The organism is Aeoliella sp., from assembly GCF_965227375.1.
Lineage (GTDB): Bacteria > Planctomycetota > Planctomycetia > Pirellulales > Lacipirellulaceae > Aeoliella.
Map to the genome: position 1 here is coordinate 2,499,412 of NZ_CBDDFX010000001.1, position 22,540 is coordinate 2,521,951.

Sequence of the window (22,540 nt, forward strand, 5' to 3'; positions counted from 1 at the left end):
ACTCTTGTTAAATGCTTCTCTATAGTCTCTGTTCTCTCTGTTGCCTCCTGTTCAGAACAACTCCTGTTCATCCATGGATCACAAACAAACTCAATCTTCGTTCTTCAGTGTCATCGCAACCGGTTGCCCAGGGCGGAGCTTTCCGTCTTTGTTATCCAGCTTGGCCCAGATGCGGACTTGTTTGTTGATCGGATCGATCTCGGGACTTACGAACGCCACACGGCCTGTGACCGTTTGCCCGTTGTCGAGTTGCACTAGTGCGGTCGCGCCGGAGAGATCTTCGGCCGCCTGGGTGGCGGAGACGAAGCCCTCGGCCTTTAGTCGTTGGGTGCTCACCAGCCGGACGACCTTCTGGCCCGGCTCGACCCACTCGCCAACCGCGGCTTCGACCTCGACGACCATCGCGTCGATGGGCGAGACAATCTTGCGGCGCTTGATTCGCAGTTCGGCCGCTTCCACCTTGCGTTCGGCCACTTGCTGAGCGAGGCCCGCCAGACGGATTTCCTGCTTGCCTGCTTCGACTTCGAGCTTCAGCTTGTCGACGCTCAAGCGTTCCACGTCGAGTTGCGATTGCGAAACGCTCTTGGGAAACCGGGCGATCGACTCCTCGCTGCGGGCGAGTTCCGCCTCGGCCACGCGCTGCGCGGTCTCGGCCGCGCGAACCGCTACGTCGTTCTCGGCCTTGGCCTTGGCGAGCGCCAACTCGGCCCGGGCCGTTTGTTCGTCGATCCGCGCGGCCGTGTCGTCGATGCGCGCGATCACGTCGCCCCGCTTGACCATTTGACCTTCACTCACGTCTAACTCCACCACGATGCCACTTTCACCAGCGGCAAGGTCGGCTTCGTCGATCAGTCGCAGCACAACCGACTCGACTTCGATGGTTTGAGCCAAGCTGAATGTGGGAGTGTAAACGAGCACGCAGAGCGCGGCTCCAACGATGCTCAGTTGTCCGAAGTTCAGTTTCTTCGTGTTCGTCATCGATCAAAACTCCCACCAGTTGCGGATGGCTCGCCACAGGTCGCTGGTCAGTACGTAGCCGAGTGATGCTTCGCCGACGATGATTCGCGCACGGACCGAACCACCGGGGCGAAGCGCGGCGGCGCGGAGCTCCTCGGATAGCGGTGCGTCCGGAGTGGCTTCGACCAGCACGGTGCGTTCTTGTTCGCCGGTTGGTTTGGTCACCAGGTCCACGCGATCGGCGATGCGCGTCACGATGGCGGTGTGCATCGTGCTGCTGTCGCTGCCGAGTCGATACTCGACCGTGAGCTTGTCAGTCTTCGCGTTGCGGAGCAGGTCCAAACGTTCGTCGGGCAGTTCGAGTTCCAGCGTCCACGCACCATCGGTCTCAGCCACCGACAACAGCACCTGCCCGCGCTCTACCGGCCGGCCTTCGGCCAGTCGCTCGTCCACTTTCCAGGTGGTTACACTGCCGGCGATGGGACTCTCGACCACCAGCGACTTGGCCTCCGTCTCCAGCAGCTCGAGCTCCGCTTTGAGGTTGTCGCGCTGGGTCTTGAGTTCCTCTTCCTCGGCGCTCAGCTTGTAAATCTCGAGCGGGTCGCGCGTCGTGGCGTCGGCCGTGGTGCGGGTGGCGCGGACCGACTCGAGTTGCCGCTGCACTTTAAGTTGTTCGCCGCGCACCCGTTCGATCTCCACCGCCAGTTCCGGGTCGCGAAGCTTGGTGAGCGTCGCGCCAACATCGACCGCGTCGGAGTGAGCCACCAACACCTGGTCGACGATCGCCGAGCGAGGAGCGAACACTTCTTGCCGCGTGGTGGGAACCAAGTGTCCGCGCACGTCGACTGAGAGCGGCGCGGGAATCGTGAGCAGCGCCGTGGCCACGGCCGCCAGCACCAACGCGGCGGCCGCCATGCGGAACAGCGTCCGCGGCATCCGCAGCCAACCGAGCGTGCGGAGCAATCCGCCGAGTGGCAACTCGTGCCACGCCAGCGCGCTGGTCATGGCCGGCGAAGCCGCGCGGGCTAGTTCGCCGAGGAGTGGTCGGTCGAGCGTGCCGTGCTCGGCAGAGAACTGTTCGGCCACCAGCACACCGCGCGAGGGCGACTTGCTTTCGTCGCTCGCCGGCATGGGGAGCACCACCAGACTGCGAGCGTGGAACTCGTCGACGTAGCGGCTCACCACGTCGGCCACTTGGGGCAGGGCGTCGGTTTGCTGCTCGCCGGCGCCGTCGGTGTAGTAGATCGGTTTGTCGAGCTTCACTGCGATCGTTGCCAGACGCTCGAGCGCCCTGGCGGCACGGCCCCGCCGCTCGACGCGATCGGTTCCGCTTGTGGCCAATAGTCGCGCGCTGCGCCGCGAGGCGGTGAGCACGCTCAACCGGTCGCAGTTGGCAATCCGCGCCCCTTCGCTGGCGATCTTCTGCGCGGTGAGGTTCAGGTCGGGCGTACCGCCCACTTGTTCGCCGAACGCCAGCAGGGCGTCGCGCCCGGAGCGATCGATCGAGAGTTGCGCGAGCCGTCGGCGGACGTGGTACTCGGCCGCCTGAGCGCTAACCGCTTGCATCAACTCCACCGCGCCCGCGTAGCTCGACGGAGCACGGCCCGCTGGCAAGGCTAGCTCGATCACCGCCACGGCTGCTTCGGGCTGTTGGGTCCAGTCGGTTAGCGACACCGGCGCGAGCAGCAGGTGATCGCTCGAAGTGTTGCTGGCAGCGTCGAGCGCCGCGCCCGGTGAGAGTGATAGCACGCCGGGCGAGTCGAGCGCGGCGGTGATGAGTTGTTGGTGGCTCGCGCGGTTGTCGATCGACTCGGCCCAACCAGCGGTGTGCGCGGCCACGCGCATGGTGCCACTCGCTTCGCGCAGCCACACGGCCGCCTGATTGGCAGCTAGCAGCGGTGCGATGCTACCAATCAGTTGTCGGTAAAAGTCGTCGGGACTGGCGTCGCTGCGGGACAGATCGTCGAGCTGATCGAGCACCAACGACAGGTCGTCCCACACCGATTGGTCGGCGGGCGGTGCGTCGGTCGGGTTGCTGGCAGCGGGGCGCATAACCTTCAGTATAGTGGTAGCCGAGGATTCCGCCTGCCGGTGAGCAGGAAACTCGCCACGCGAATCCTGGTAATTTTTGCGGGTTGTAGTGAATGTGCCGCCGGTGATTGGCCGATGACGTACGACGACCACACGGCGCATCCGCGCGCGTCGCGTGCTGTCACGCCAAGGTGGGGGACACCGGGCAGACGCCAGCGTTTGCCACACACTCGTCGAATAATATGCATCGCACGCTTCGCATCCTAATGTCGATCGTCCTGCTCTCCACCAGTTTGGTGGGATGCAAGGGTGTTGGCGAGTTCAAGGCGTGCAGCGACAAGGTCGACAGTCATTACGAACTGGTAAGCGCCGAGATCGAATACCCGGCCCTCAACAGTTGTTCGCAGGCCGAGTGCGACATGACGGTTGACTCGCTGGCGCCGCGGATGATCTCCGATACCGAGCCGGCCAACTACCGCGACATCTCCTTGTCCGAGGCCGTGCAGATCTCGTTCGCCAGCACCGAGGTGCTTCGCGACGTCGGCGCAGCGGTGATACGCTTCCCCGACAACACCATTACCAAGTTCGACCCGGCCATCGTCGAAACCGATCCGGCCTTGGGCATCGAAGCGGCACTGAGCGACTTCGACGCGCAGTGGACCACCAGCTTGTTCTCCGAGAACAACGACCGCCAGATCAACAACGAGTTCTTCGGCGGCGGCACCCGAACGTTGCAGCAGAACGTTGGCTCGTTCCAGTCGCAACTCTCCAAGCGCGCCGTGACCGGCACCGAGCTGTCGGCCCGCAAGATCGTGGAGTTCGACGGCAACAACGCCCCGGGCAACGAGTTCGACAGCGCCTGGACCGTGAAGGTCGAAGGCGAAGTGCGGCATCCGTTGCTGCAAGGTAGCGGACTGCAGTTCAATCGCATCGCCGGACCCAACCGCACGCCCGGCGTGTACGACGGCGTGGTCCTGGCTCGCGTGAACACCGACATCGAGCTGGCCGACTTCGAAATCGCCGTGCGCGACTACGTGAGCAACGTCGAGAACGCTTACTGGGACTTGTACTTCGCCTACCGCGACCTCGACGCCAAGATCAAGGCTCGCGACGCCGCTCTCGACACGTGGCGACGCGTGCGGGCGTTGTACGACGCTGGTCGGCGCGGCGGCGAGGCCGAGAAGGAAGCTCAGGCTCGCGAGCAGTACTACCGCTTCCAGGAGGAAGTGCAGAACGCGCTGAGCGGGCGCCTGTTCGATGGAACACGCACCGGCAACGGCAGCCTGGCTGGCACGTTCCGCGGCACCGGCGGTGTGCTGGTGGCCGAGCGACGCTTGCGACGACTGCTGAACCTGCCCGCCAGCGACGGCGAGCTGCTTCGCCCGTCGGACGAACCGGTGCTCGCTCCGGTGGACTTCGACTGGGGCGAGGTCTCGGTCGAAGCGGTCGAACGCCGTGCCGAGCTCCGCCGCCAACGCTTCGCGGTCCGACGCCAGGAGCTGGAGCTGATCGCCAGCAAGAACTACCTGCTGCCGCGGCTCGACGTGGTCGGCCGGTATCGCTTCCGCGGCTTCGGTAAGGACCTGATTCACAACAGCGATACTCCGCTTCCAAGGTTCGACAACGCCTACGGCGATTTGATGTCGGGCGACTTCCAGGAGTGGCAGGCGGGCTTCGAGTTGGACGTGCCCATCGGCTTCCGCCGCGCTCACTCCGCGGTGCGTAACGCCGAGTTGGAACTCGCCAGGGCGCGGGCCATCCTCCGCGACCAGCAACGGGGCGTGGTGTACGCGGCGTCGAACAGCATTGCCGAGTTGGATCGCGCATTGGTCGTTTCCCAAACCAGTTTCAATCGTCTGGAAGCCAGTCGCGAACAACTGGCCGCCGTCACGGCCGCGTTCGAGTCGGACAAGGTCTCGCTCGACCTGCTGCTCGAAGCCCAGCGTCGTGTGTCCGACTCGGAGACTAACTACTACCGCACGCTGGCCGAGTACGCGGTGGCTATCAAAAACGTTCACTTCACCAAAGGCACGCTGCTCGAGTACGACGGCGTCTACCTGGCCGAGGGCCAGTGGCCCGACAAGGCGTACCACGACGCGGCCGCGCTCGAGCGACGCCGCGGCCGCCCACGCCAGATGAGCTACGCCTCGTCGCTGGCGCCGGTCGTGAGCCATGGCGCCTACGACCAGCACCCCAGCGACTCCGGCTTCCCAACGGTCGAGTCGGTCGAGACCACCGAAGAGCTCGAAGCTCCTCAGGAAATCGAGTTGCAACTCGATCCCGCGATGCCGCTCGAGGAGCTGGTGCCGCCCGAGCCCGAAACCACCCTGGACGACGTAAAGCTGCCCAGCCCGCTGTCGAAGCTCGAACTGCTGAAGCCGCTCTCGATGACCGACGAGTTGGGTACGACCGATCTGCCCGAGCCGCCGATGGGCGACGAGCGCGTGGCGGTCGAGCCGGCCGAAGGCAATCCCTTCCGCTAGTCGACACTCGGTAGGTGCGTTGCTCGCTACTTCGCCTGCCCCCTACGCAGCCCAAGCTTTGCCGGGCATGATGGGGGGCATGATTCTCCGCACTCGATTGTTCCTCCGACGCTTCCTCGCCATCTTTGGCCTCGCGGCCGTGGCGACCATCGTCACAGCCACGCTCGCCCGCCAGTGGCACGATAGCCCCGAACTCGGCACGCTCCTGGTTCGACTGGTGCTCACCGTGCTGGCCGTCGCGGCGGTGCTCAGCTACTTCATCGTCCGCAACGTCGTCAGTCCGCTGTTGGAGCTCGTCCGCGCGACGCGGGCCATCAGCTCCGGCGACTACGGTCAGCGCGTGCCAGTGCGGACCGACGACGAACTGGGCGACCTGGCTCGCTCCGTGAACCAGATCAGCGCCGAGCTCGGCGAGCGGCTCTCGCAACTGCATGCCAGCGACGAACGTCAGGCGGCCGTGCTCGGCGGCATGGTCGAAGGGGTGGTCGCCGTCGACAACGAGGAGCACGTGCTGTTCGCCAACTCGGCGGCCGGCAAGATGTTCGGCTTCCTTCCACCTAGCGCCGAGGGACGACCGCTGCTCGAAGTGGTCCGCCAGCACACGCTGCTCGAAGTGGTGACCGAAGTGCTCGAGAACCGTAAGCCGCGCACCTTGGAGTTCGAGTGGCAGCTCGACACGCCAAAAATCCTGGCCGCGCAGATTACGCCGCTGCCCGGTTCGGTCGACGTCGGCGCGGTGATCGTGCTGCACGACAACTCGGAACTTCGCCGCCTGGAGACGATCCGTCAGGAGTTCATCGCCAACGTGTCGCACGAACTCAAGACACCACTCAGCAGCATCATGGCCTACGCCGAAACCCTGCAGAGCGGCGCCATGGACGACCCACAAATCCGCGGCGGCTTCCTGGCCCGCATCATCGAGCAGGGCGAGCGGCTCAATAACCTCATCCAGGACATGCTGAGCCTCGCCCGCATCGAGACCGCGCAGCAACCGTTCGAGATCGAACCGGTTGACGTCGGTGGAGTTGTATCGCAATGCGTGCATGATTATCTTCCTCAAGCCGAAGCGAAGTCGATCGAGCTGTTGCTCAGCGAGCCGTCGGAAAAGACCTACGCCAGCGCCGATGAGGAAGGCCTCCGCGTGATCTGCAACAACCTGATCGACAATGCGGTGAAGTACTCGCCTGAAGGGGGCCGCGTGGAGGTCCGCTGGCGCCGTCACGGCGACACCGTGCTGCTGGAAGTGCAGGACAACGGGCCGGGTATCCCGCGCGGCGATGCGTCGCGCGTGTTCGAACGCTTCTTCCGCGTCGACAAAGCCCGCAGCCGCGAACTCGGCAGCACCGGCCTCGGCCTGTCGATCGTCAAGCACCTGGTGCAGTCTTTTAGCGGCTCGGTCGGCGTCGAAAGCCACCAAGGCCAAGGCAGCCGCTTCTGGGTAGAACTACCAACCGCCCACTGAATCTCCTGCGATTCCAGTAAACCCATAGCCGGAGAGCTACGCCTCTCCGGAATCGGAGTTGTAGTCCAACTGAGTTTTGGTCCATGGGTTTTGTCCCCACATTCGATCTATTGGCCCAAAACCCCAGTCGTATTGGTCCTACCCAAGTCGCGAAACCCCTGTTTTTCTAGGCCAAACCAATCGGGGGGTGCGACAAAACCCCCACGTTGTTCCCCGCATGTTTCCGATGGGGACAAAACGATAGTCGCCATTCGCTCCGCGAATGAGTGCATTCCGACAACACGTAGGTTGTCGGCTAGGAACTTTCACCAACTCACCTCCACCAAATTGCCAAAGATCCACCACCAACACAAACTCCCGCACCTCCATTGGACCACACCCCCGCGCGATTTCAACGCCGATTTTTTTACAACATTGTAGAAGCGACTCTCCGAGTCGAAACTCCGTCACCGGAGTTCGGTTTGCACTCCGGTGCGGTTACACTACGGGTGTCACACCTAACACAAGGAACCACTTTCAATGAGCTACGTACTGACTGCCTACTTAGTGGATATCGACAAACTGCAAGCCATCGTCGGCTCGAAGGATGCGTCGTTGGTCGAAGCGATTAAGGCCAACAACGCGGAGTTCTTCGACGACGAAGAGGAAGAATTCGACGACGATGAGCTGTGGCTCTCAACGGCCATCGAGCATCTGGTAATGGACCAGGAGAAAGATACGGACGAAGCGCACCAGTATGGCTATGCACTCATCGAAATCTGCGGTTACTGCGGCGAGCTACAACCGTGCGATCTATGGGACGCCGCCCGCTGGGCAGCCGTAGAAGCTTGCGGCCTCGAACACCTGCTAACCAAGACGAAGCCACCAGTCGAACTACCACCGAACAACGACTTTCCATCGATCGGCTGCTTGCGACGCGCGGAAGTCGCGGCCGAATTGACCACAGCCAAAGACCGCCTGGCGGCCACCAAGGACGAGGACGTGTCGGAATTGCTCGAAGAGTACGTCGGCTGGCTTCAGACGGCGGATGAGAAAGGGCAGGACATGGTGTTCTTCTACCACTAGTGCGCACACTAGTGCGCACAGAAGACGCCGGTTCTTTGTAGCTCGACTCTCCGAGTCGAAACTCCGCCAGCGGAGTTCGGTTTGCGCTCCGGTGCGGTTACACTACTGGTTTGAGCTGTGCTAACGACCACTCAAGTTTCTGATGGGGCTCGGTGGTCTTGTGGTAGTCCGATGCACGGGCAGAGGAGTTTTGAGCATGTCCAACATTGTGATCTACGTTGACACGACAAACGTGTCCGCGTCGGGTCTCATAGACTTGCATCGAGCCACAGGTCTTCCCCTAAGCGAAGTTCGCAGGGTAATTGCGTCTGGCAAGCCTGTAATTGAGCAAGAGATATTCGATGCAAACTACGACGATCATGCAGCGTTAATTCGGAGCGTGCTCAGGGCAATCGAATCCGGTGGAATGGAATATCGAATCTACGAGTTGCCAGAGGGCGAAACGACGGAATCATGCACCTTTGTTGATCGCTGCCTTGTCAGCATCGAGACTGTGAGGAACATCTTGAGCGAAGCTGATACAGAGATGGATAGGCAGTTGGACGCTTAACGCCGCGAGCAGTTGAGCGTCACTAACAGTCTCTCCATTTCTACATTTCGAAACGGATAGAAAATGTCTCCCGCGCAGCTTGTGTCCGACCAAATCTCGCGGCTGAAGGCCGGGCAAGTAACTTGCACGGAAGTCGCAAGTACTTTGTATGAAGCAATATCGAATTCACCGGAGATAGCACCAACCGTCTATAACGAATTGGCTGGTGACGACGACGTCAAGTTCGTAAAGAAGATTCTTAGCAGCTTGCTGGATTTCAAGGTGGAATAGGTGCCACGGCACGATGGCACTGGCCACCGCCACAACCTCATATATTAAACTACCATTACACAATTCCGGCAGATTGCCATCACAGAAACCAATGAGTGACGATTTCGATTGCGCGGCGTATGTTAATCAGCAACGCGAGAAGTTGCGCCAGCGTCTACGCGACCCCGATTTCGAACTCTTTGAAAAGAGGTTCAAAGTCAGTGTTCCGCCACTGCTATCTCAGCTATACGCATTAGGGGATGCGTTGATGAACACTCCCTTGGATTGTGACTTAGGCGGCGGGTGTCTTGGGATTCAGAGTTTTACGCCGATGACCGACGAGAGCATCGAGATGTGCAGGAATTACAACTGGCAGTATTTTGAATTCGCAGCTGGTTTTGATGGTGATTCTCTCCTATACGCAATGAATGACCCAGATGTCGTGTACGTCGACCACGATGGGAAGGGGAATGACATAGAACCAACGAGAGTTGTGTTCCGGCAGTTGCTGGATCAGGTGACCAAGACTTTGCTCAAGGAGAGACCGGACGACCATCCAAAGTGATGACAACGTGCGGTGTGCATAGCCTGGATATACTCTTACCAAGCCAATACGCATGATCGAACCCAAAGCCATCAACGGCAGCCAGTTCACGGTCGTACTGAGCCAGCCGGGGCTCGCTATGCCCCGCGAGCTATTCATGCAGCGATTCTCTGATGCGGTGGACGCCTGCATCTCCGTGTGCAATCTGCAAGCCGAGTCTCCGCAGAAGCGCAGCCACGTCTTTGCCTTAGAGCAGTGCGTTTTCAACGGCACTCAACTATTCGCGGACGAAGTCGTGATGGCGCCTAACGTCGGTAGGTTCCTGGGCGACGCACTATCGAAGCAGGCGGTGCTCGATCACCTCTGGAGGCGCGAGCGGTTCCCGCGGTACGTCCACCTGTTCGTCACGTCGTATAACGACGTTCAGATCCAGTTCCTCGTGCAGGCGAGTTGCTGTTACTGTTCGATCTACGATCCCGAACATTCGATACCGCTGTACCCGATTCGCGCGTGTGGGTTCTGGGACTCAGGGCATCGCTGCTTAGGACGGGAGAGTTGATTCTCCCGGTCATTCACAGTTCACAACGGTACTTCCAAATGAACACACAAGCGGACGATCGAGAATTAGACAAGCGTGCATTTTGCCGATTGTTGGAGTCACTTTCTTTACCAACTGAAAACGTCTATGAAGACCTTTCGGCACTGGGGGTTGGTCTTTGGCACAATGATAGGTTGTCCCTAAGCGTCGTTTGGTCGATTGATTTAGATCCGCATTTGCAACTGGTAGCTGTAATTGCAGACGGGAACTACCGTTATTTTGGGTGTGCCTTGTCTCAGATCTCGGCTTCAACCATAGAACGAGTTCTTCGACTCGTCGAGCACCAAAGTGACAAACTACATCATGCCGCATTGTCTGCGGAAAACCAACTGAGTGTGGTGATCGGGGAAGACGTGCTATCGATGTCGAAACTCTATCAATGATGCGCGGCTCCACCGTCCTCAACCTCCCCGCCGCAAACGCAGTGGCGGCCCTCAACGCACGGCCAAGAGTTAGTCAGCGACAGTGTTCCTGCACGCGAGATAACAGTGTCGCCCCGGTGCGAAGGCGCTTCCGCAGCGTTGCGAAAAGAGAAAGGGTGCACAGGCCGGTCATGGCGATAAGGCCACCACTTGGCTCTGGGATCACCCGGGCGAAACCGCTGGCCGGAAGGTCGATGGCAATGTCACGCTTCGGCGGTAGGTCGTACACCATCTTTAAGGTCCAGGGTTGCCCGATGTCAGCGGCCGTAGGAGTAAACACTCCCGACCAGGTGTACCATTGGTCCTCCACAGTCGGCTGGGGAGTAGAAACCCAGTCCATCGCGCCCTCTTCGGATCCGATGTAGAGTTCGTCAAAATCGCTCAGGATCAGTCCGCCGTTTTGGCCGGTGTTGTACCAAGCGATGTTTAGTTGAACCAGGTAGACGGAGTCTTGAATGGTCCCGCCCAAGGTCTTCATGAGGCCACTATTGAAGAATGTCGTATGACTGTTGCCGTTTCCGCTGCCGAAGAGCTGGGAACCTGCCGAGGGGGTTAGTCCGTCGGCAGATGAACCGAAGTTGCTCGGCTCGATCCCTCCAAAAAATACCTCAGTGCCGTCAAAGTCGAATGGATTGAACAGCGGCCCGGCGGCCCATGAGTGACGGGAGACGCTGCCGCAAACTAGTAGGCAGCCAAGCAAGGGAAGTAACCTCACGACTTGTAGATTCATTAGTCTACCTCTGTGATGCACAGTGATGTTCGTTGACGTGTTGGGCGAGACGATAATGAGTGAAAATACAGTTTTCCTACTACTGCAGCCACCAGCGGAGTGGTCACATGATAGCAGATTCAGGTGAGCGGTGCATGCACTAGAGACTGAATGTGGCAGGCGAAATGAAGTAGTGCCTTATTCGTAGCAAAAAAACATGATGATCGGCATGGGTGGCACTCACCATTCCCACCTTTCTGTGGGCCAGCCCGATGCACTTACCCTCCCCGCGGCTGAGACCGCGACCCTCCCGGAGGGAGGGTGAATAAAAAAATCACTGCGTGTAAACCACCTCCACCGGCACCCGTGAGTGCAGCTGGTAGATATCATTCCGCCGATCCTGTAGCGGTTTCACACTGCCCAGGTCGCGTTGCACGGCCAGGTCGTTGAGATCCAGTTCGGCGATCACCACCGTTTCGCAGTTGGGGTCGGCTTCGGCCAGGATGCCGTCTTTGGGGAAGGCTACGTCGCACGGAGTGCAGACGGCCGCCTGGCCGTAGTTCACCAGGAAGCTGCGTACCTGCGGCAGGTTGCCGACGCAGCCGGCCAACACCACGTAGATGATGTTCTCGATCGCCCGGGCCTGGGCGCAGTGCCGTACGCGGTGGTAGCTCTTTCGCTCGTCGGTCGCGAACGGCACGAACAGCACGTCGATGCCCTGCATCGTGAGCAGGCGGACCAGTTCGGGGAACTCGACGTCGTAGCAGATCACGATGCCGATCCGCCCCAGCGGCGTGTCGAACACTTGCAGCTTGTCGCCTGGCTGGCAGTCGTAGTATTGCCGCTCGACCGATGTGATGTGCATCTTGTCCTGCGTGTAGACATGCCCGGTGGGCGTGAACAGGTGGGCCACGTTCCGCAGCTCGTCGCCCAGATCGACCGGCGTCGAACCGGCGATGATGTACAGCCCGTGGCTTTCGGCGCACCGCTTGAAGAGATCCAAATAATGCTCGTGGTAGCGGGCGACCTCCTTCACCGCGTGCAGCGAGTCCATGTCGGGCGGCAGGATGCTGAACAATTGCGCGGTGAACAGTTCGGGCAGCAGCAGAAAGTGGCAGTGGTATTCGTTGGCCGTCTCGGCGAAGAACTCCACCTGCATTTCGAGTTGCTGCCAGCTTTCGATCGGTCGCATCTCGTACTGGGCAGCGCACACGCGAACCTTTCGCACCGGGCGGCTGATCGGCGAGGCGGCGATCAACCGCTTGGCCGGGTCGAACAACGGGTTCTGCATCTCCAGGTAGGTCGCGTAGTTCATGCTCTCCGCGTCGCTCAGGTAGGCGTAGTGCACGCTTTGCACTTCGTAGCCGGCCTTGAGGTGCGCCGAGAGCGCCATGTCCTTCAACTCGCCCGCCTTCACGCGTTCGATGTATCGCTGCGGCGAGATCTTCTTGGCGTACTCGGCGTACCCCGGTATCCGCCCGCCGGCGACCATCCGCCGCAGGTTCAGCCGCTTGAGCAGCGACTTGCGCCGCTGGTAGAGCTTCTTGGCAACGCCCTGGCCGCGGAAATCGGGGTGTACCGCGATGTCGGAGCCATACAGCGTGTCGCCGCTGGGGTCGTGCGTGCTGAAGGTGCCGCAGCCGGTGATTTCGTTGTACGAATACCACGGCGAGTCGTCGTCGAGCAGGACGATGAGCGACGTGGCATAGCCAATCACCCGCCCGGCGGACTCGGCGAGGAACTGCCCCTCGGGGAACATGGCCAGTTGCATCTCGAGCTTCCGCTCGTCGCACAGACTTTCGCGGTCGATGTGCGGGTAGGCCGCGTTCTGGCATTCCACAATCGCCGGGATGTCCGACTTCTTCCAACGACGCGTCTTGATCTCGACCCGGGAGGTCTTGGCCATGTGAGTTTTTCGTCCTTGCTGGCGCCAAGTGGCTGGTGCGCTTCAGATAGCGCGATGCAGCATTGTATCGATTTGCGGGAGCTTGGCGAGGTGGCTGCAAGTCATTTCTGTAGGATGGGTCAAGCGAGTCTCAGCTCGCGCGGACCCATCGAGGGTAAATGACGAAATACCCAAGTACCCAAGTACCCAACGAGCCACGCTTGCGCGCTGAATCGTCATTGGGTATTTCGTCATTCGTCATTGGCACGCGATGGGTCCGCGTCGCTTAGGCTCCTTGACCCATCCTACAGCTTGTTACGGCCCAGAGTACGCAGCTATTCCGCGGCGATCGGCAACTTCGCGAGCGCGGCAACCATCGCGTCTTCCCCTTCGAGGAATTCAATCTCCACCACGACCGACCAGAGCGGCACTGCCCCTAGCATCGGCGCGCGGAGCTTGACCATGTCTTTCTGGGTGCAGATGGCCATCTTCGCGCCGGACTCGGTGGCGGCTGCGGCCAGTTGGTGTACGTCGTCGGCGGTGTAGTTGTGGTGGTCGGCCAGTTCGCGCCAGCCGACTATGTCCGCGCCGGCCGCTTCGAGCGTTTTGCGAAACGCCCCTGGGTTGCCGATGCCGCAAAACCCAAAGACCTTCGCCCCGCGGAGCGTGTCGAGCGGTTGCTCGCTGCCGGAGGAGTTGAGCAGCGTGGCCGGCGCGTGGGCTACTTCGCACCACGCGGCGTCAGGCGCGAGCTTGTTTGCTCGCTGGCGGATCGCTGCCCGCTCGGCGTCGGTGGCCAGGTTCGCGCGGCTCAGGCACACCACGCCGGCGCGGTGGAGGTTCTTGGCTGGCTCGCGGAGCGTGCCGCGCGGGAAGACGTGGTCGAAGCCAAACGGCTGCGTAGCGTCCAAGAGCACGATGTCCAGGTCGCGGGCCAGACGGCGGTGTTGGAACCCGTCGTCGAGCACCAGCACCTGGCTTTCGAGTTCCTCGATGGCCGCGGTGGCGATCGCCACGCGGTCGGGCGATTGCAGGTGCGGCACGTCTGGCAGCGACTGCTCGAGCTCCAGGGCCTCGTCGTTCTTCGCGCCCTCTTCGGCGCCGTATCCGCGGCTGAGGATCGCCACCCGCAGGTCGCGTGCTCTCAAGTGTCGCGCGATCCATTTGACCATCGGCGTCTTGCCGGTGCCGCCGAGGGTGAGGTTGCCAACGCTCACCACGGGCGCGGCGACCTTGGTGATTTCCGCCCGCTGGGCGTCGTATCGGCGGTTGCGAAACTGCACTCCGGTCGCATAAAGCACTTCGGCGGCCCGCAGGCCGACCCGCATGCCGGTGGCCACGACGCCCCGCTTGCGGCCGCTGACCAGGTCGTAAAAATCGGAGGGCTCTAACACGTGGTGGGGTGGGGGAAGTGCGAAAAATGCGGGGAATTTGGGAAACCTCGGGAATCAGCAGCCATCGAAGCGAAGAATCGTATAATACAGCCAGAGCCGCACGGAACGTGAGCCCCCGCGCGAGCGTCTAAGTTATGAGACTGATCCGACACTAGAACCATCGACTTCCGTCGATGGCTGGATAACTTATGAGCACTGTTGAAACGCCTGCACCGCCTCGGAAGGATCCGGCCGTCGAGTACGTGGAGTACGACAAGTACATCGACCGGCAGGTCGAGCGGACGCGCCGCGCGGTGAAGCTGGTGGATCTGACGCAGTCGCTGTTGGTGCTGGTGATCGGCCTGGTGGCGTTTCTGCTCACGGCCGCGGTGCTGGAGCACTGGGTATTTGCCGGCGGGCTGAGCACGCTGGGCCGGTTGGCGATGTTCGCGCTGTTGCTCGGCGGGCTGGGTTATTACACGGTTCGCTACGTGTGGCCGCTGCTCGCCAGTTCCATCAACCCGGCGTACGCGGCCGCGGCCATCGAGCGCGAGCACCCGACGCTCAAGAATAGCCTGCTGAACTTCCTGTTGTTCCGCACGCACAAACAAGAGATGCCCGCCGCGGTGTACGAGGCGCTCGAAGAGCAAGCCGCGCAGCGGTTGTCGGTCACCTCGGTGGAAGACTCGATCGATCGCTCGGTGCTGGTGAAGCTGGGCTTGGTGCTGCTGGGGGTGATCGTCGCGGCGGCCGCCTACACGTCGCTGTCGCCCAAGAGTTCGCTGGCCACCGCGGCGCGAGTGCTGATGCCGTGGGCCAACATTGCCGCGCCGAGCCGCGTGCGGATCGAAAACATCGAGCCGGGCAACACGGAAGTCATCCAGGGCGAGACCGTGACCGTCACCGCCAGCGTGTTCGGCCTGAACGACGACGACGTGGTGGAAGTATCTTACGACGTGGTTGATGGTCAACGACTCGACCAGCGGGCGACCATGCAGCCGGTGAACGACGCGGGCAAGTTCACCGTGACGCTGCCCGCCGATGGCATGGGCCTCTCCGGCATCGACCAGGATCTCAAGTACCGCGTCATTGCCGGCGATGGGCGAAGCATCGACTACACGATCCACGTGCTCACCGCGCCGCACATCCGCGTGCGCAGCGTGCACTACGACTTCCCCGACTACACCGGCTACCGGGATCGCACCGTGGAGGGCCGCGGCGACATCCGCGCCATCGAAGGAACCAAAGTCACCGTGCGGGCCGAGGCCAACACCGATATCGACCAGGCTTACATCGACTTGGCTTCCGATGGCAAGCGTGACAAGCGAATGAAGTCGGAGGGGGCGTTGGCGGAAGTGGAGCTTCCGCTGCGACTGGAGGGCGATCGGCGGCAGATCAAGACCTCCAGCTACATGCTGCGATACACCAGCACCGAAGGCCTGGAGAACCACGACCCACCACAGCACAGCCTGGAGATTCTGCCCGACTACGCGCCGGAGATCGAGGTACTCGAGCCCGAGGAACGTACCCGCGACGTCCGCGTGAACGAGACGGTGGAGATGGTGGTCGACGGACGCGACCCGGACTTTGCGCTCCGCACGGTGACGCTGAAGTTCGTAAAGCAGGACGGCGCCGAGGTACACGAGCAGGCGCTGTTGAAAGACGGCCGGCACAAAGGTCGCTACGACGGTAAATGGGACTTCACGCCGGAGGAACTCAACCTCAAGCCGGGCGATGTGGTCGAGTACTGGGCCGAGGCAACCGACGTTCGCACCCCGCAAGCCAATCGTACCGCCAGCGACCGCAAGCAATTCCGCATCGTCGGCAACCCCGACCAGCAGGATGGAGAGAAGCAGCAGGGCGAGGGCGGCGGAGGAGAAGGCAAGCCCGAAGAGGGCAACGACGGCGAAGGCGAGTCGCAAGATGGCAACGAGGGCGAGGGCGGCGACGCCGGTGGCGAGGGAGAAGGCCAAGAAGGCGAGGGCCAAGAGGGTGAAGGCGCCGAAGGCGAAGGCGAAGGTCAGCAAGGCGAAGGCAGCGAAGGCCAGGGCGAGCAACAGCAAGAAGGCCAGAACGGCGGACAGAACAATAGCGGCCAGCAGAACGGCGAAGGCCAGCAGCAAGACGGCGCCGGGCAGGAAGGCGGCGAGATGCAAGAGGGCGGTGAATCCGGACAAGACGGAGAGCGCCAGGCCGATGGCGAGTCCGAAGAAGGAGAAGGCCAGTCCCAAGGCGAGCAGCAGGGCGGCGGCAGCAAGTCGAGCGACAAGCAGCAGGGCGCCGAAGGTGGCGAGCCGAGCGAAGGTGCCGACGGAGCCGGTGGCGATAACGCCAAGCCTGTGCCCAACGATGGCAGTCACGATTCGGAAGCTTTCGAAAAGTTCCAAAAGCACCTGGACGAGGAATTGCGCAAGCACGCCGAGAAACAGAAGAAACCCAACGGCGGCGGCGAGTCCGAGGGCGATCCCCAGAACTCGCAGACTGACTCCGGCGAGGGCCAGGCCGACGCCCAGAACGATCCGAAGGCCAGCGGCCAGAAGCAAGCCTCCGGCCAGGGTGAAAAGCAAGACAACCCTGCGATGGGCGAGAGCCAGAGCGACCCTAGCGAAGGCTCCGGCGAGCCGGAAGAGGGCGATACCGAGCGCACCGGTGAGCCCGACGGACAGGAAGGCACCGCTGAACAGCGCGAGGCCGAAGGCTCCGGCGCCGACACCAAGAACGACGCTCCCCAGAGCGAAGGTGGCGAGGCCAACGACACCAAGCCCGAAGCCGGCAGCGAATCGGCCGGCGGCGAGGAGCGCAACGCCTCGGGCGACCCGGGAGCGGGCAACGAAACCGAGTCGCAAGGCGCGCCCGACGCTCAGGAAGAAATGAAGCAGCGCGACAAGACCGCGCGCGAAGGGGAGGACTCGGAGACCGACCAAACCGAACCACCCACGCCTGGCCATAGCAAGCACGAGAGCGACTCGCAGGGCGAGCAGGGTGGCGATCGCGCCGGCGGTGGCGAAGAAGGTGGCGGTCAGGATGCACCCCGCGAAGGCACCGGCAGCGCCGGTCAGCATTCGGCCGCCGACGAAGGAGCCGGCGAGTCGGGCGATCAGGGGCCGGGCGAAACTGGCCAGCGCGGTGGCGACTCGCAGCAGGCCGATGGCGAGACTGGCAAGCCCGGCGAAGAACAAGGCAACGGCTCCCAGTCGCGCGAAGGCCAAGGCGACGCCCAAGCGCAGAAGCCAAGCGAGTCGGGCCAACCGGGCGAGCAAACTACCGATCAGCAAGGTCAACTTGCGAACCAGCAGCAACCCAATCAGCAGCAGGATCCCAGTCAGCAAGATCCCAATCAACAGAATCCCAATCAGCAGCCGCCACAGGATGGATCGCAGCAAGGCGGCAATCAAATGAACAACGGTCAGCCCGGCGGCAACGATGGCAGCGAGGGACCAGCAGGCGGAAAGTTCGACGGCTCCGTGGCCGAGGGCGACGAAGCCAATCTGGAATACACCCGCAAGCAAACCGACCTGATGCTCGAGGAACTCTCCGATCAACTCGACGAGGGCGACGTCGACAAGGAGATGCTCGACGACTTGGGTTGGAGCGAAGAGGACCTGCGTCGCTTTGTCGATCGCTGGAATCGCCTCCGCGCCGAGGCCGCTCGACCTGACGCAGGCGATGCGAAACAGGAACTCGACGCGCGACTCCGCAATTTGGGCGAGACGCTCGGTCCCAAGGGTGGCACGCGAAATCGCACCAAGGACGACTTCCGCGATCTTCGCGAGGGGTACAGCGACAAGGTGCCACTGAAATACCGCGACCGCTTGAAGGCGTATACCGAAGGTGTTTCGCGGGGCAGCGGCAGCGAGTAGGCGTGGTTTCGGAGCGAAGGGCAGATTTGCCCACGGGGTGCGTCAAAGGCCATCAGCCTCTGGCCCTGGCCCAGGGGGAACCTCGCCAGTGCCGGGCGGAGGGCTAACTTCAATGGATAGCCCCATCTTTTTGGCTCGCTTCTCCCACTGCGAACGGGCAAACTCCCGCATGTCGGTCCGCGTGTCGGCCTCATCCACGATCTCGAGTCCGAGCAGCGTCTCGACAATGTCCTCGAGTGTTACGAGTCCTGCTAAGCCGCCATAGTCGTCGGCTACGATCGCGATGTGATGCCGGTTCGTGACCATCTGATCGAACGCCTGGGTCAATCGAAGTGATTCGGGCACAGAAGGAACGGGGCGTGAAAACTCCGAGAGCTTAGCCTCGCTCTGGCCCCCGGCTGCGGCACGTAACACATCATCACGCAGAGCCATCCCCGTGACGTGATCTAGGGTGCCGCGATAGAGGAGCAGCCGGGAGAATGGGGAAGCTTCGTGGTGCTCCATGTATTCTCCCACGGTGCTCTCTTCGGGAAGGGAGAACACCACAACGCGCGGTGTCATCACGTCGCCAACCTCATTGTCTCGCATGTGCAGCAGGTTTTTGAGAATGCGGGATTCGCCCTCCTGGAGTTTGCCTTCCTTCTGACCGATATCCGCCATGACCTTGAGTTCTTCGCGACTGAACGCGGCCTCACTGTGACTCGAACCGCCAAACAGACGAATGAACCAGACGACAGGAGTCATCAGCCAGGTAAGTTTCTCCAGCAGAAATCCGACCATCGGAGCGAGCCTGCGCCAGTATCTGGCTCCCACGGTCTTGGGAATGATCTCCGAGAGAACAAGCACGGCAAATGTCATCAGCGCCGCGGTTAGGCCCTCAATCCAGCCACTGTGGCTGGAACCTCTGGCAAGGCCTGCTACTTCTTTTCCAACGCCGATCGATCCCACGGTGTGAGCAATGGTGTTGAGAGTCAGTATGGAAGTCAGCGGGCCATCAATCTGAGTTTTCAAAGCCTCCCATCGTTTCCCCACGATCGGTTGAGTAGCCTTCATCGTCGCGATGAAAGGTTGACTCACGCTCAACAGCACGGCTTCAAAGATCGAGCAGGCGAAAGAGACGAGGATCGCGAGGCAGAAGAAGACAACCAACATGGTCCAGCTTCCACTTCCCGCCGAACTTCCCGACGAGGTGACTACACCAAGAATGCTGCCTGAATGCCAATGGCACATTAGATCAATCATGAGAATAAAGCATGGACTCTAGAGAAAGATTGCGGTTTCAAGTTTCACTCCCAATTCCAACAGCAACAGCTTTGTAGGGCAATCCGCGGAATGATGGGGAGTGTGTATTCAACCCCCGCATCTTCGCGCGACACCGCAGGCACTGCCCCGCGTTCCTTGTGCCGCATTATAGCCCTGCTTCAATCCCATTTCCCACCTGCACGGCGGCAACGCAGTGGACGATTCACTGCTCGACCGCGTGGGTGGTATGGCGACGAACCCGGCATAGACGCGCGTAAACGACGGGCCTAAGTTGAGCTGCTGTGGCGCAGGTTTGGCAGGAACCTTGCGGTGCCGCGCTCTTTCATTTGGTGTCCATCCGCGTGGATTCGCGGGCAAAGAAACCTAGGCCGCTGCAATTGCAGCCCGCGCTCACTATAATCGCGGTATGAACTTCTCGCCGCCTCGTTATCTGGTTCCGTTTCAACCCAAGCGGATTCCGCACCACTTTGTCGATGTGATGATCATCGGTGGGGGCATTGCTGGCCTGCGGGCGGCGATGGAGGTCGATCCGCGGCTGTCGCTGCTGATCGTGACCAAGGACCAGATGCAGGAGTCGAACAGCACCTACGCCCAGGGCGGCATCGCCGGGGTGCTCGATACGGCCGACAAGTTCGAGAACCACGTGGCCGACACGCTCACCGCCGGGGCCAATCTGTGCGACTCCAAAGTGGTCGAGATGGTCGTTCGCGAGGCGCCGGGCCACATTCGCCAACTCATCGATTGGGGCACCAAGTTCGATACCGAAGAAGGTGGCGAACTGATGCTCGGCCGCGAGGGAGGGCATAGCCACCACCGCATCGTGCACGCGCTGGGCGACGCCACTGGGGCCGAAATCATGCGGGCGATGATTCGCCGGGTGAACCATGAACTAAAAGCGCAGGTTTGGCCCAACACCTTCACGATCGACCTGTTGACCACCGAAGGCGAATGCCGCGGCGCGCTGGTTTGGAACGCCCAGCATGGCAAGACGTTCGTGTGGGCCAAGCAAACCATTCTCTGCACCGGCGGGGCAGGGCAGGTGTATCGCGAAACCACCAACCCCGCGGTGGCCACCGGCGACGGTCACGCCATGTGCTATCGCGCCGGTGCGGTGCTCTCCGACATGGAGTTCATGCAGTTCCATCCCACGGTGCTGTACATCGCCGGCTCGAGTCGAAGCCTGATCACCGAAGCCATGCGGGGCGAAGGCGCGCAACTGGTCGACGCCAGCGGCCACCGCTTCATGCCCGAGTACGACGAGCGAGCCGAGCTAGCGCCGCGCGACGTGGTGAGTCGCTCGATCGTCGACCAGATGCGTAAGACCGACCACCCGTGCGTCTACTTGCAACTGAGCCACTTGGACGGCGCGTGGGTGCGGCAGCGATTCCCCGGCATCGCGCGCACCTGCCACGAGTTCGGCATCGACATCACCTGCGACCCCATCCCCGTACGCCCTGGCGCTCACTACATGCTGGGCGGTGTACGGGTCGATCACGAGGGCCGCACCTCATTGCCGCGGCTGCTGGCAGCCGGCGAAGCCACCGCCAGCGGGCTGCACGGTGCGAATCGCCTGGCCTCGAATAGCTTGCTGGAAGGCCTGGTGTACGGCGCGCACGCCGGCCGGGCCGCCAGCCGCGCGGCGCTCGAGGAGCCCGACAAGTTCCAGGCAATTCCGCTAGAGAACGTCGAAGTGTCGCAGAGCAGCGAACCGCTCGACCTGGCCGACGTGCGCAACTCGCTGAAAAGCCTCATGTGGCGCGACGCCGGCGTGTGGCGGAACGAGGAGGTGTTGGTCGACGCCGCCCGGATGATCGACCGCTGGATCCGCTACGCCCTGACCCGCCAATTCACCCACCCGGCGGGCTGGGAACTGCAGAACATGCTGACCGTATCGCGGCTGATGGTCGAATCGGCGAGGCTCCGCACCGAGTCGCGGGGCGTGCACCTGCGGCACGACTACCTCGAAACCGACGACCAGCACTGGCGCAAGCACATTCTGCTCCGCGACGGCTCGGTCGTGGACTACGCCCCGGCTTGAGGACCCCATCACAGGAGGCTCGGAGCGTTCGGTTTTCTGTGGCGGGGCGAACCGGCGGATTGTGGCCGACGTAGCCACAAGTACCGCATGGTATGGACATTACGACCGGTTGGTGGTTACCCTGGCAGTTTCTAGCTCAGCGGGAAACAGGCGACCGGCGGGGGGATTTCCCTCGATGCCTCGACTCGCTGCCCACCTGCGGATTCTCCCCAAATTCTTACCTCTCAACGCTTTGCGTAAACGAGCGGAGTAACTAGCGATGAGCGATCCGGCAACGGGATCTAACAACGACACCATGATCGAGGCCGTGCGGCTCTCGAAGTACTACGGTCATTTTGCCGCCACGCAAGATGTGAACTTTCAGATCAAGCGGGGCGAAGTGGCTGCCTTCCTGGGCCCCAACGGCGCCGGAAAGAGCACCACCATGAAGCTGCTCACCGGGTACCTGTCCCCCTCGACGGGCAGGTCCTTCATCGGTGGCTTCGACACCCAGACCGAGCGGCTCGAGGCCTCGCAGGTGCTGGGTTACCTGCCCGAAAACGGGCCGTTGTATCCCGACATGACACCCCGGGCGCTGCTCAAGTTTTTCGGCGAAGCCCGCGGCATGTCCTCCACCCAGATCAATCGGCGGATGCACGACGTGATCGACCTGTGCAACCTGCACGAGGTACTGGGCAAGCCGATCGGCAAGCTGTCGAAGGGTTATCGCCAGCGTGTAGGCATGGCCCAGGTGCTGCTGCACGAGCCCGAGGTGCTGATTCTCGACGAGCCGACTTCGGGTCTGGATCCGAATCAGATTCGCGACGTCCGCAAGTTGATTCGCCAGCTGGGCGAGACCAAGACCATTTTGCTCTCCACGCACATCCTGCAGGAAGTCGAAGCGATGTGTAACCGAGTGATCTTCATCAACGAAGGCCGCGTGGTGTTCGATGGAAACCCTAGCGAACTCGGCTCCACGCCCGGCGAGATGGATCAGAAGTTCCACGAGTTGACCGGCGTCGTGGGGGCGCAGTCGTAAATCGTTCGTTGTAAGTTATCAGCGGCCTAGCGG

General features: G+C 61.7%; 17 protein-coding genes. 11 read left to right on the forward strand and 6 right to left on the reverse strand.

Annotated elements, in window-relative coordinates:
* Positions 1-90: 90 nt before the first annotated feature.
* A complete protein-coding gene (locus ACQK2L_RS10245) occupies positions 91-978 on the reverse strand; it encodes an efflux RND transporter periplasmic adaptor subunit (protein ID WP_425396862.1) in 888 nt (295 codons plus the stop codon).
* A 3-nt stretch (positions 979-981) separates the two neighbouring features.
* Positions 982-3,009 (reverse strand): HlyD family efflux transporter periplasmic adaptor subunit, encoded by a 2,028-nt coding sequence (locus tag ACQK2L_RS10250; protein ID WP_425396863.1) that lies wholly within the window; start codon positions 3,007-3,009, stop codon positions 982-984.
* A 221-nt stretch (positions 3,010-3,230) separates the two neighbouring features.
* On the opposite strand from ACQK2L_RS10250, the gene ACQK2L_RS10255 reads away from it, so the two are divergent.
* From ACQK2L_RS10255 to ACQK2L_RS10290, 8 genes are all read left to right on the forward strand, one after another.
* A complete protein-coding gene (locus ACQK2L_RS10255; RefSeq protein ID WP_425396864.1) occupies positions 3,231-5,471 on the forward strand; it encodes a TolC family protein in 2,241 nt (746 codons plus the stop codon).
* A gap of 79 nt (positions 5,472-5,550) precedes the next feature.
* Positions 5,551-6,933 (forward strand): HAMP domain-containing sensor histidine kinase, encoded by a 1,383-nt coding sequence (locus tag ACQK2L_RS10260; RefSeq protein ID WP_425396865.1) that lies wholly within the window; start codon positions 5,551-5,553, stop codon positions 6,931-6,933.
* A 519-nt stretch (positions 6,934-7,452) separates the two neighbouring features.
* Positions 7,453-7,998 (forward strand): DUF7691 family protein, encoded by a 546-nt coding sequence (locus ACQK2L_RS10265; protein WP_425396866.1) that lies wholly within the window; start codon positions 7,453-7,455, stop codon positions 7,996-7,998.
* Positions 7,999-8,194: 196 nt separating this feature from the next.
* A complete protein-coding gene (locus ACQK2L_RS10270) occupies positions 8,195-8,548 on the forward strand; it encodes a hypothetical protein (protein ID WP_425396867.1) in 354 nt (117 codons plus the stop codon).
* A 63-nt stretch (positions 8,549-8,611) separates the two neighbouring features.
* The gene (locus ACQK2L_RS10275; RefSeq protein WP_425396868.1) at positions 8,612-8,818 is read left to right on the forward strand and encodes a hypothetical protein; all 207 of its coding nucleotides are present in this window, start codon (positions 8,612-8,614) and stop codon (positions 8,816-8,818) included.
* A 13-nt stretch (positions 8,819-8,831) separates the two neighbouring features.
* A complete protein-coding gene (locus ACQK2L_RS10280; protein WP_425396869.1) occupies positions 8,832-9,362 on the forward strand; it encodes a hypothetical protein in 531 nt (176 codons plus the stop codon).
* Positions 9,363-9,414: 52 nt separating this feature from the next.
* On the forward strand, positions 9,415-9,900 hold the full coding sequence (locus ACQK2L_RS10285) for a hypothetical protein (RefSeq protein ID WP_425396870.1): 486 nt from the start codon (positions 9,415-9,417) through the stop codon (positions 9,898-9,900).
* A 38-nt stretch (positions 9,901-9,938) separates the two neighbouring features.
* Complete coding sequence (locus ACQK2L_RS10290) at positions 9,939-10,322, forward strand: hypothetical protein (RefSeq protein ID WP_425396871.1); 384 nt, start codon at positions 9,939-9,941, stop codon at positions 10,320-10,322.
* 73 nt (positions 10,323-10,395) lie between these two features.
* Here the strand turns inward: ACQK2L_RS10290 and ACQK2L_RS10295 are convergent, their stop codons facing one another.
* From ACQK2L_RS10295 to lpxK, 3 genes are all read right to left on the reverse strand, one after another.
* Positions 10,396-11,091, reverse strand: a complete 696-nt coding sequence (locus ACQK2L_RS10295; protein ID WP_425396872.1) for a hypothetical protein — start codon at positions 11,089-11,091, stop codon at positions 10,396-10,398.
* 313 nt (positions 11,092-11,404) lie between these two features.
* Positions 11,405-12,976 carry a GNAT family N-acetyltransferase gene (locus ACQK2L_RS10300; protein WP_425396873.1) on the reverse strand — a complete coding sequence of 524 codons (1,572 nt, stop codon included), beginning with the start codon at positions 12,974-12,976 and terminating at the stop codon, positions 11,405-11,407.
* A gap of 314 nt (positions 12,977-13,290) precedes the next feature.
* On the reverse strand, positions 13,291-14,349 hold the full coding sequence (gene lpxK / locus ACQK2L_RS10305) for a tetraacyldisaccharide 4'-kinase (RefSeq protein WP_425396874.1): 1,059 nt from the start codon (positions 14,347-14,349) through the stop codon (positions 13,291-13,293).
* A 188-nt stretch (positions 14,350-14,537) separates the two neighbouring features.
* On the opposite strand from lpxK, the gene ACQK2L_RS10310 reads away from it, so the two are divergent.
* Positions 14,538-18,188 carry a hypothetical protein gene (locus ACQK2L_RS10310; protein WP_425396875.1) on the forward strand — a complete coding sequence of 1,217 codons (3,651 nt, stop codon included), beginning with the start codon at positions 14,538-14,540 and terminating at the stop codon, positions 18,186-18,188.
* Between the two features lie 42 nt (positions 18,189-18,230).
* Here the strand turns inward: ACQK2L_RS10310 and ACQK2L_RS10315 are convergent, their stop codons facing one another.
* Positions 18,231-19,340: a CNNM domain-containing protein gene (locus ACQK2L_RS10315; RefSeq protein ID WP_425396876.1), complete on the reverse strand. Its 1,110-nt coding sequence runs from the start codon at positions 19,338-19,340 to the stop codon at positions 18,231-18,233.
* Positions 19,341-19,857: 517 nt separating this feature from the next.
* Here ACQK2L_RS10315 and nadB point away from each other — a divergent pair.
* Positions 19,858-21,489 carry an L-aspartate oxidase gene (nadB, locus tag ACQK2L_RS10320; protein ID WP_425396877.1) on the forward strand — a complete coding sequence of 544 codons (1,632 nt, stop codon included), beginning with the start codon at positions 19,858-19,860 and terminating at the stop codon, positions 21,487-21,489.
* Between the two features lie 259 nt (positions 21,490-21,748).
* On the forward strand, positions 21,749-22,507 hold the full coding sequence (locus tag ACQK2L_RS10325) for an ABC transporter ATP-binding protein (RefSeq protein ID WP_425396878.1): 759 nt from the start codon (positions 21,749-21,751) through the stop codon (positions 22,505-22,507).
* The last annotated feature ends 33 nt before the right edge of the window (positions 22,508-22,540 follow it).

Coding starts and splice junctions, on each gene's coding strand:
- ACQK2L_RS10245 (WP_425396862.1), bottom strand. CDS start 978: ATGACGAACACGAAGAAACTGAACTTCGGACAACTGAGCATCGTTGGA.
- ACQK2L_RS10250 (WP_425396863.1), bottom strand. CDS start 3,009: ATGCGCCCCGCTGCCAGCAACCCGACCGACGCACCGCCCGCCGACCAA.
- ACQK2L_RS10255 (WP_425396864.1), top strand. CDS start 3,231: ATGCATCGCACGCTTCGCATCCTAATGTCGATCGTCCTGCTCTCCACC.
- ACQK2L_RS10260 (WP_425396865.1), top strand. CDS start 5,551: ATGATTCTCCGCACTCGATTGTTCCTCCGACGCTTCCTCGCCATCTTT.
- ACQK2L_RS10265 (WP_425396866.1), top strand. CDS start 7,453: ATGAGCTACGTACTGACTGCCTACTTAGTGGATATCGACAAACTGCAA.
- ACQK2L_RS10270 (WP_425396867.1), top strand. CDS start 8,195: ATGTCCAACATTGTGATCTACGTTGACACGACAAACGTGTCCGCGTCG.
- ACQK2L_RS10275 (WP_425396868.1), top strand. CDS start 8,612: ATGTCTCCCGCGCAGCTTGTGTCCGACCAAATCTCGCGGCTGAAGGCC.
- ACQK2L_RS10280 (WP_425396869.1), top strand. CDS start 8,832: ATGGCACTGGCCACCGCCACAACCTCATATATTAAACTACCATTACAC.
- ACQK2L_RS10285 (WP_425396870.1), top strand. CDS start 9,415: ATGATCGAACCCAAAGCCATCAACGGCAGCCAGTTCACGGTCGTACTG.
- ACQK2L_RS10290 (WP_425396871.1), top strand. CDS start 9,939: ATGAACACACAAGCGGACGATCGAGAATTAGACAAGCGTGCATTTTGC.
- ACQK2L_RS10295 (WP_425396872.1), bottom strand. CDS start 11,091: ATGAATCTACAAGTCGTGAGGTTACTTCCCTTGCTTGGCTGCCTACTA.
- ACQK2L_RS10300 (WP_425396873.1), bottom strand. CDS start 12,976: ATGGCCAAGACCTCCCGGGTCGAGATCAAGACGCGTCGTTGGAAGAAG.
- ACQK2L_RS10310 (WP_425396875.1), top strand. CDS start 14,538: ATGAGCACTGTTGAAACGCCTGCACCGCCTCGGAAGGATCCGGCCGTC.
- ACQK2L_RS10315 (WP_425396876.1), bottom strand. CDS start 19,340: ATGTTGGTTGTCTTCTTCTGCCTCGCGATCCTCGTCTCTTTCGCCTGC.
- nadB (WP_425396877.1), top strand. CDS start 19,858: ATGAACTTCTCGCCGCCTCGTTATCTGGTTCCGTTTCAACCCAAGCGG.
- ACQK2L_RS10325 (WP_425396878.1), top strand. CDS start 21,749: ATGAGCGATCCGGCAACGGGATCTAACAACGACACCATGATCGAGGCC.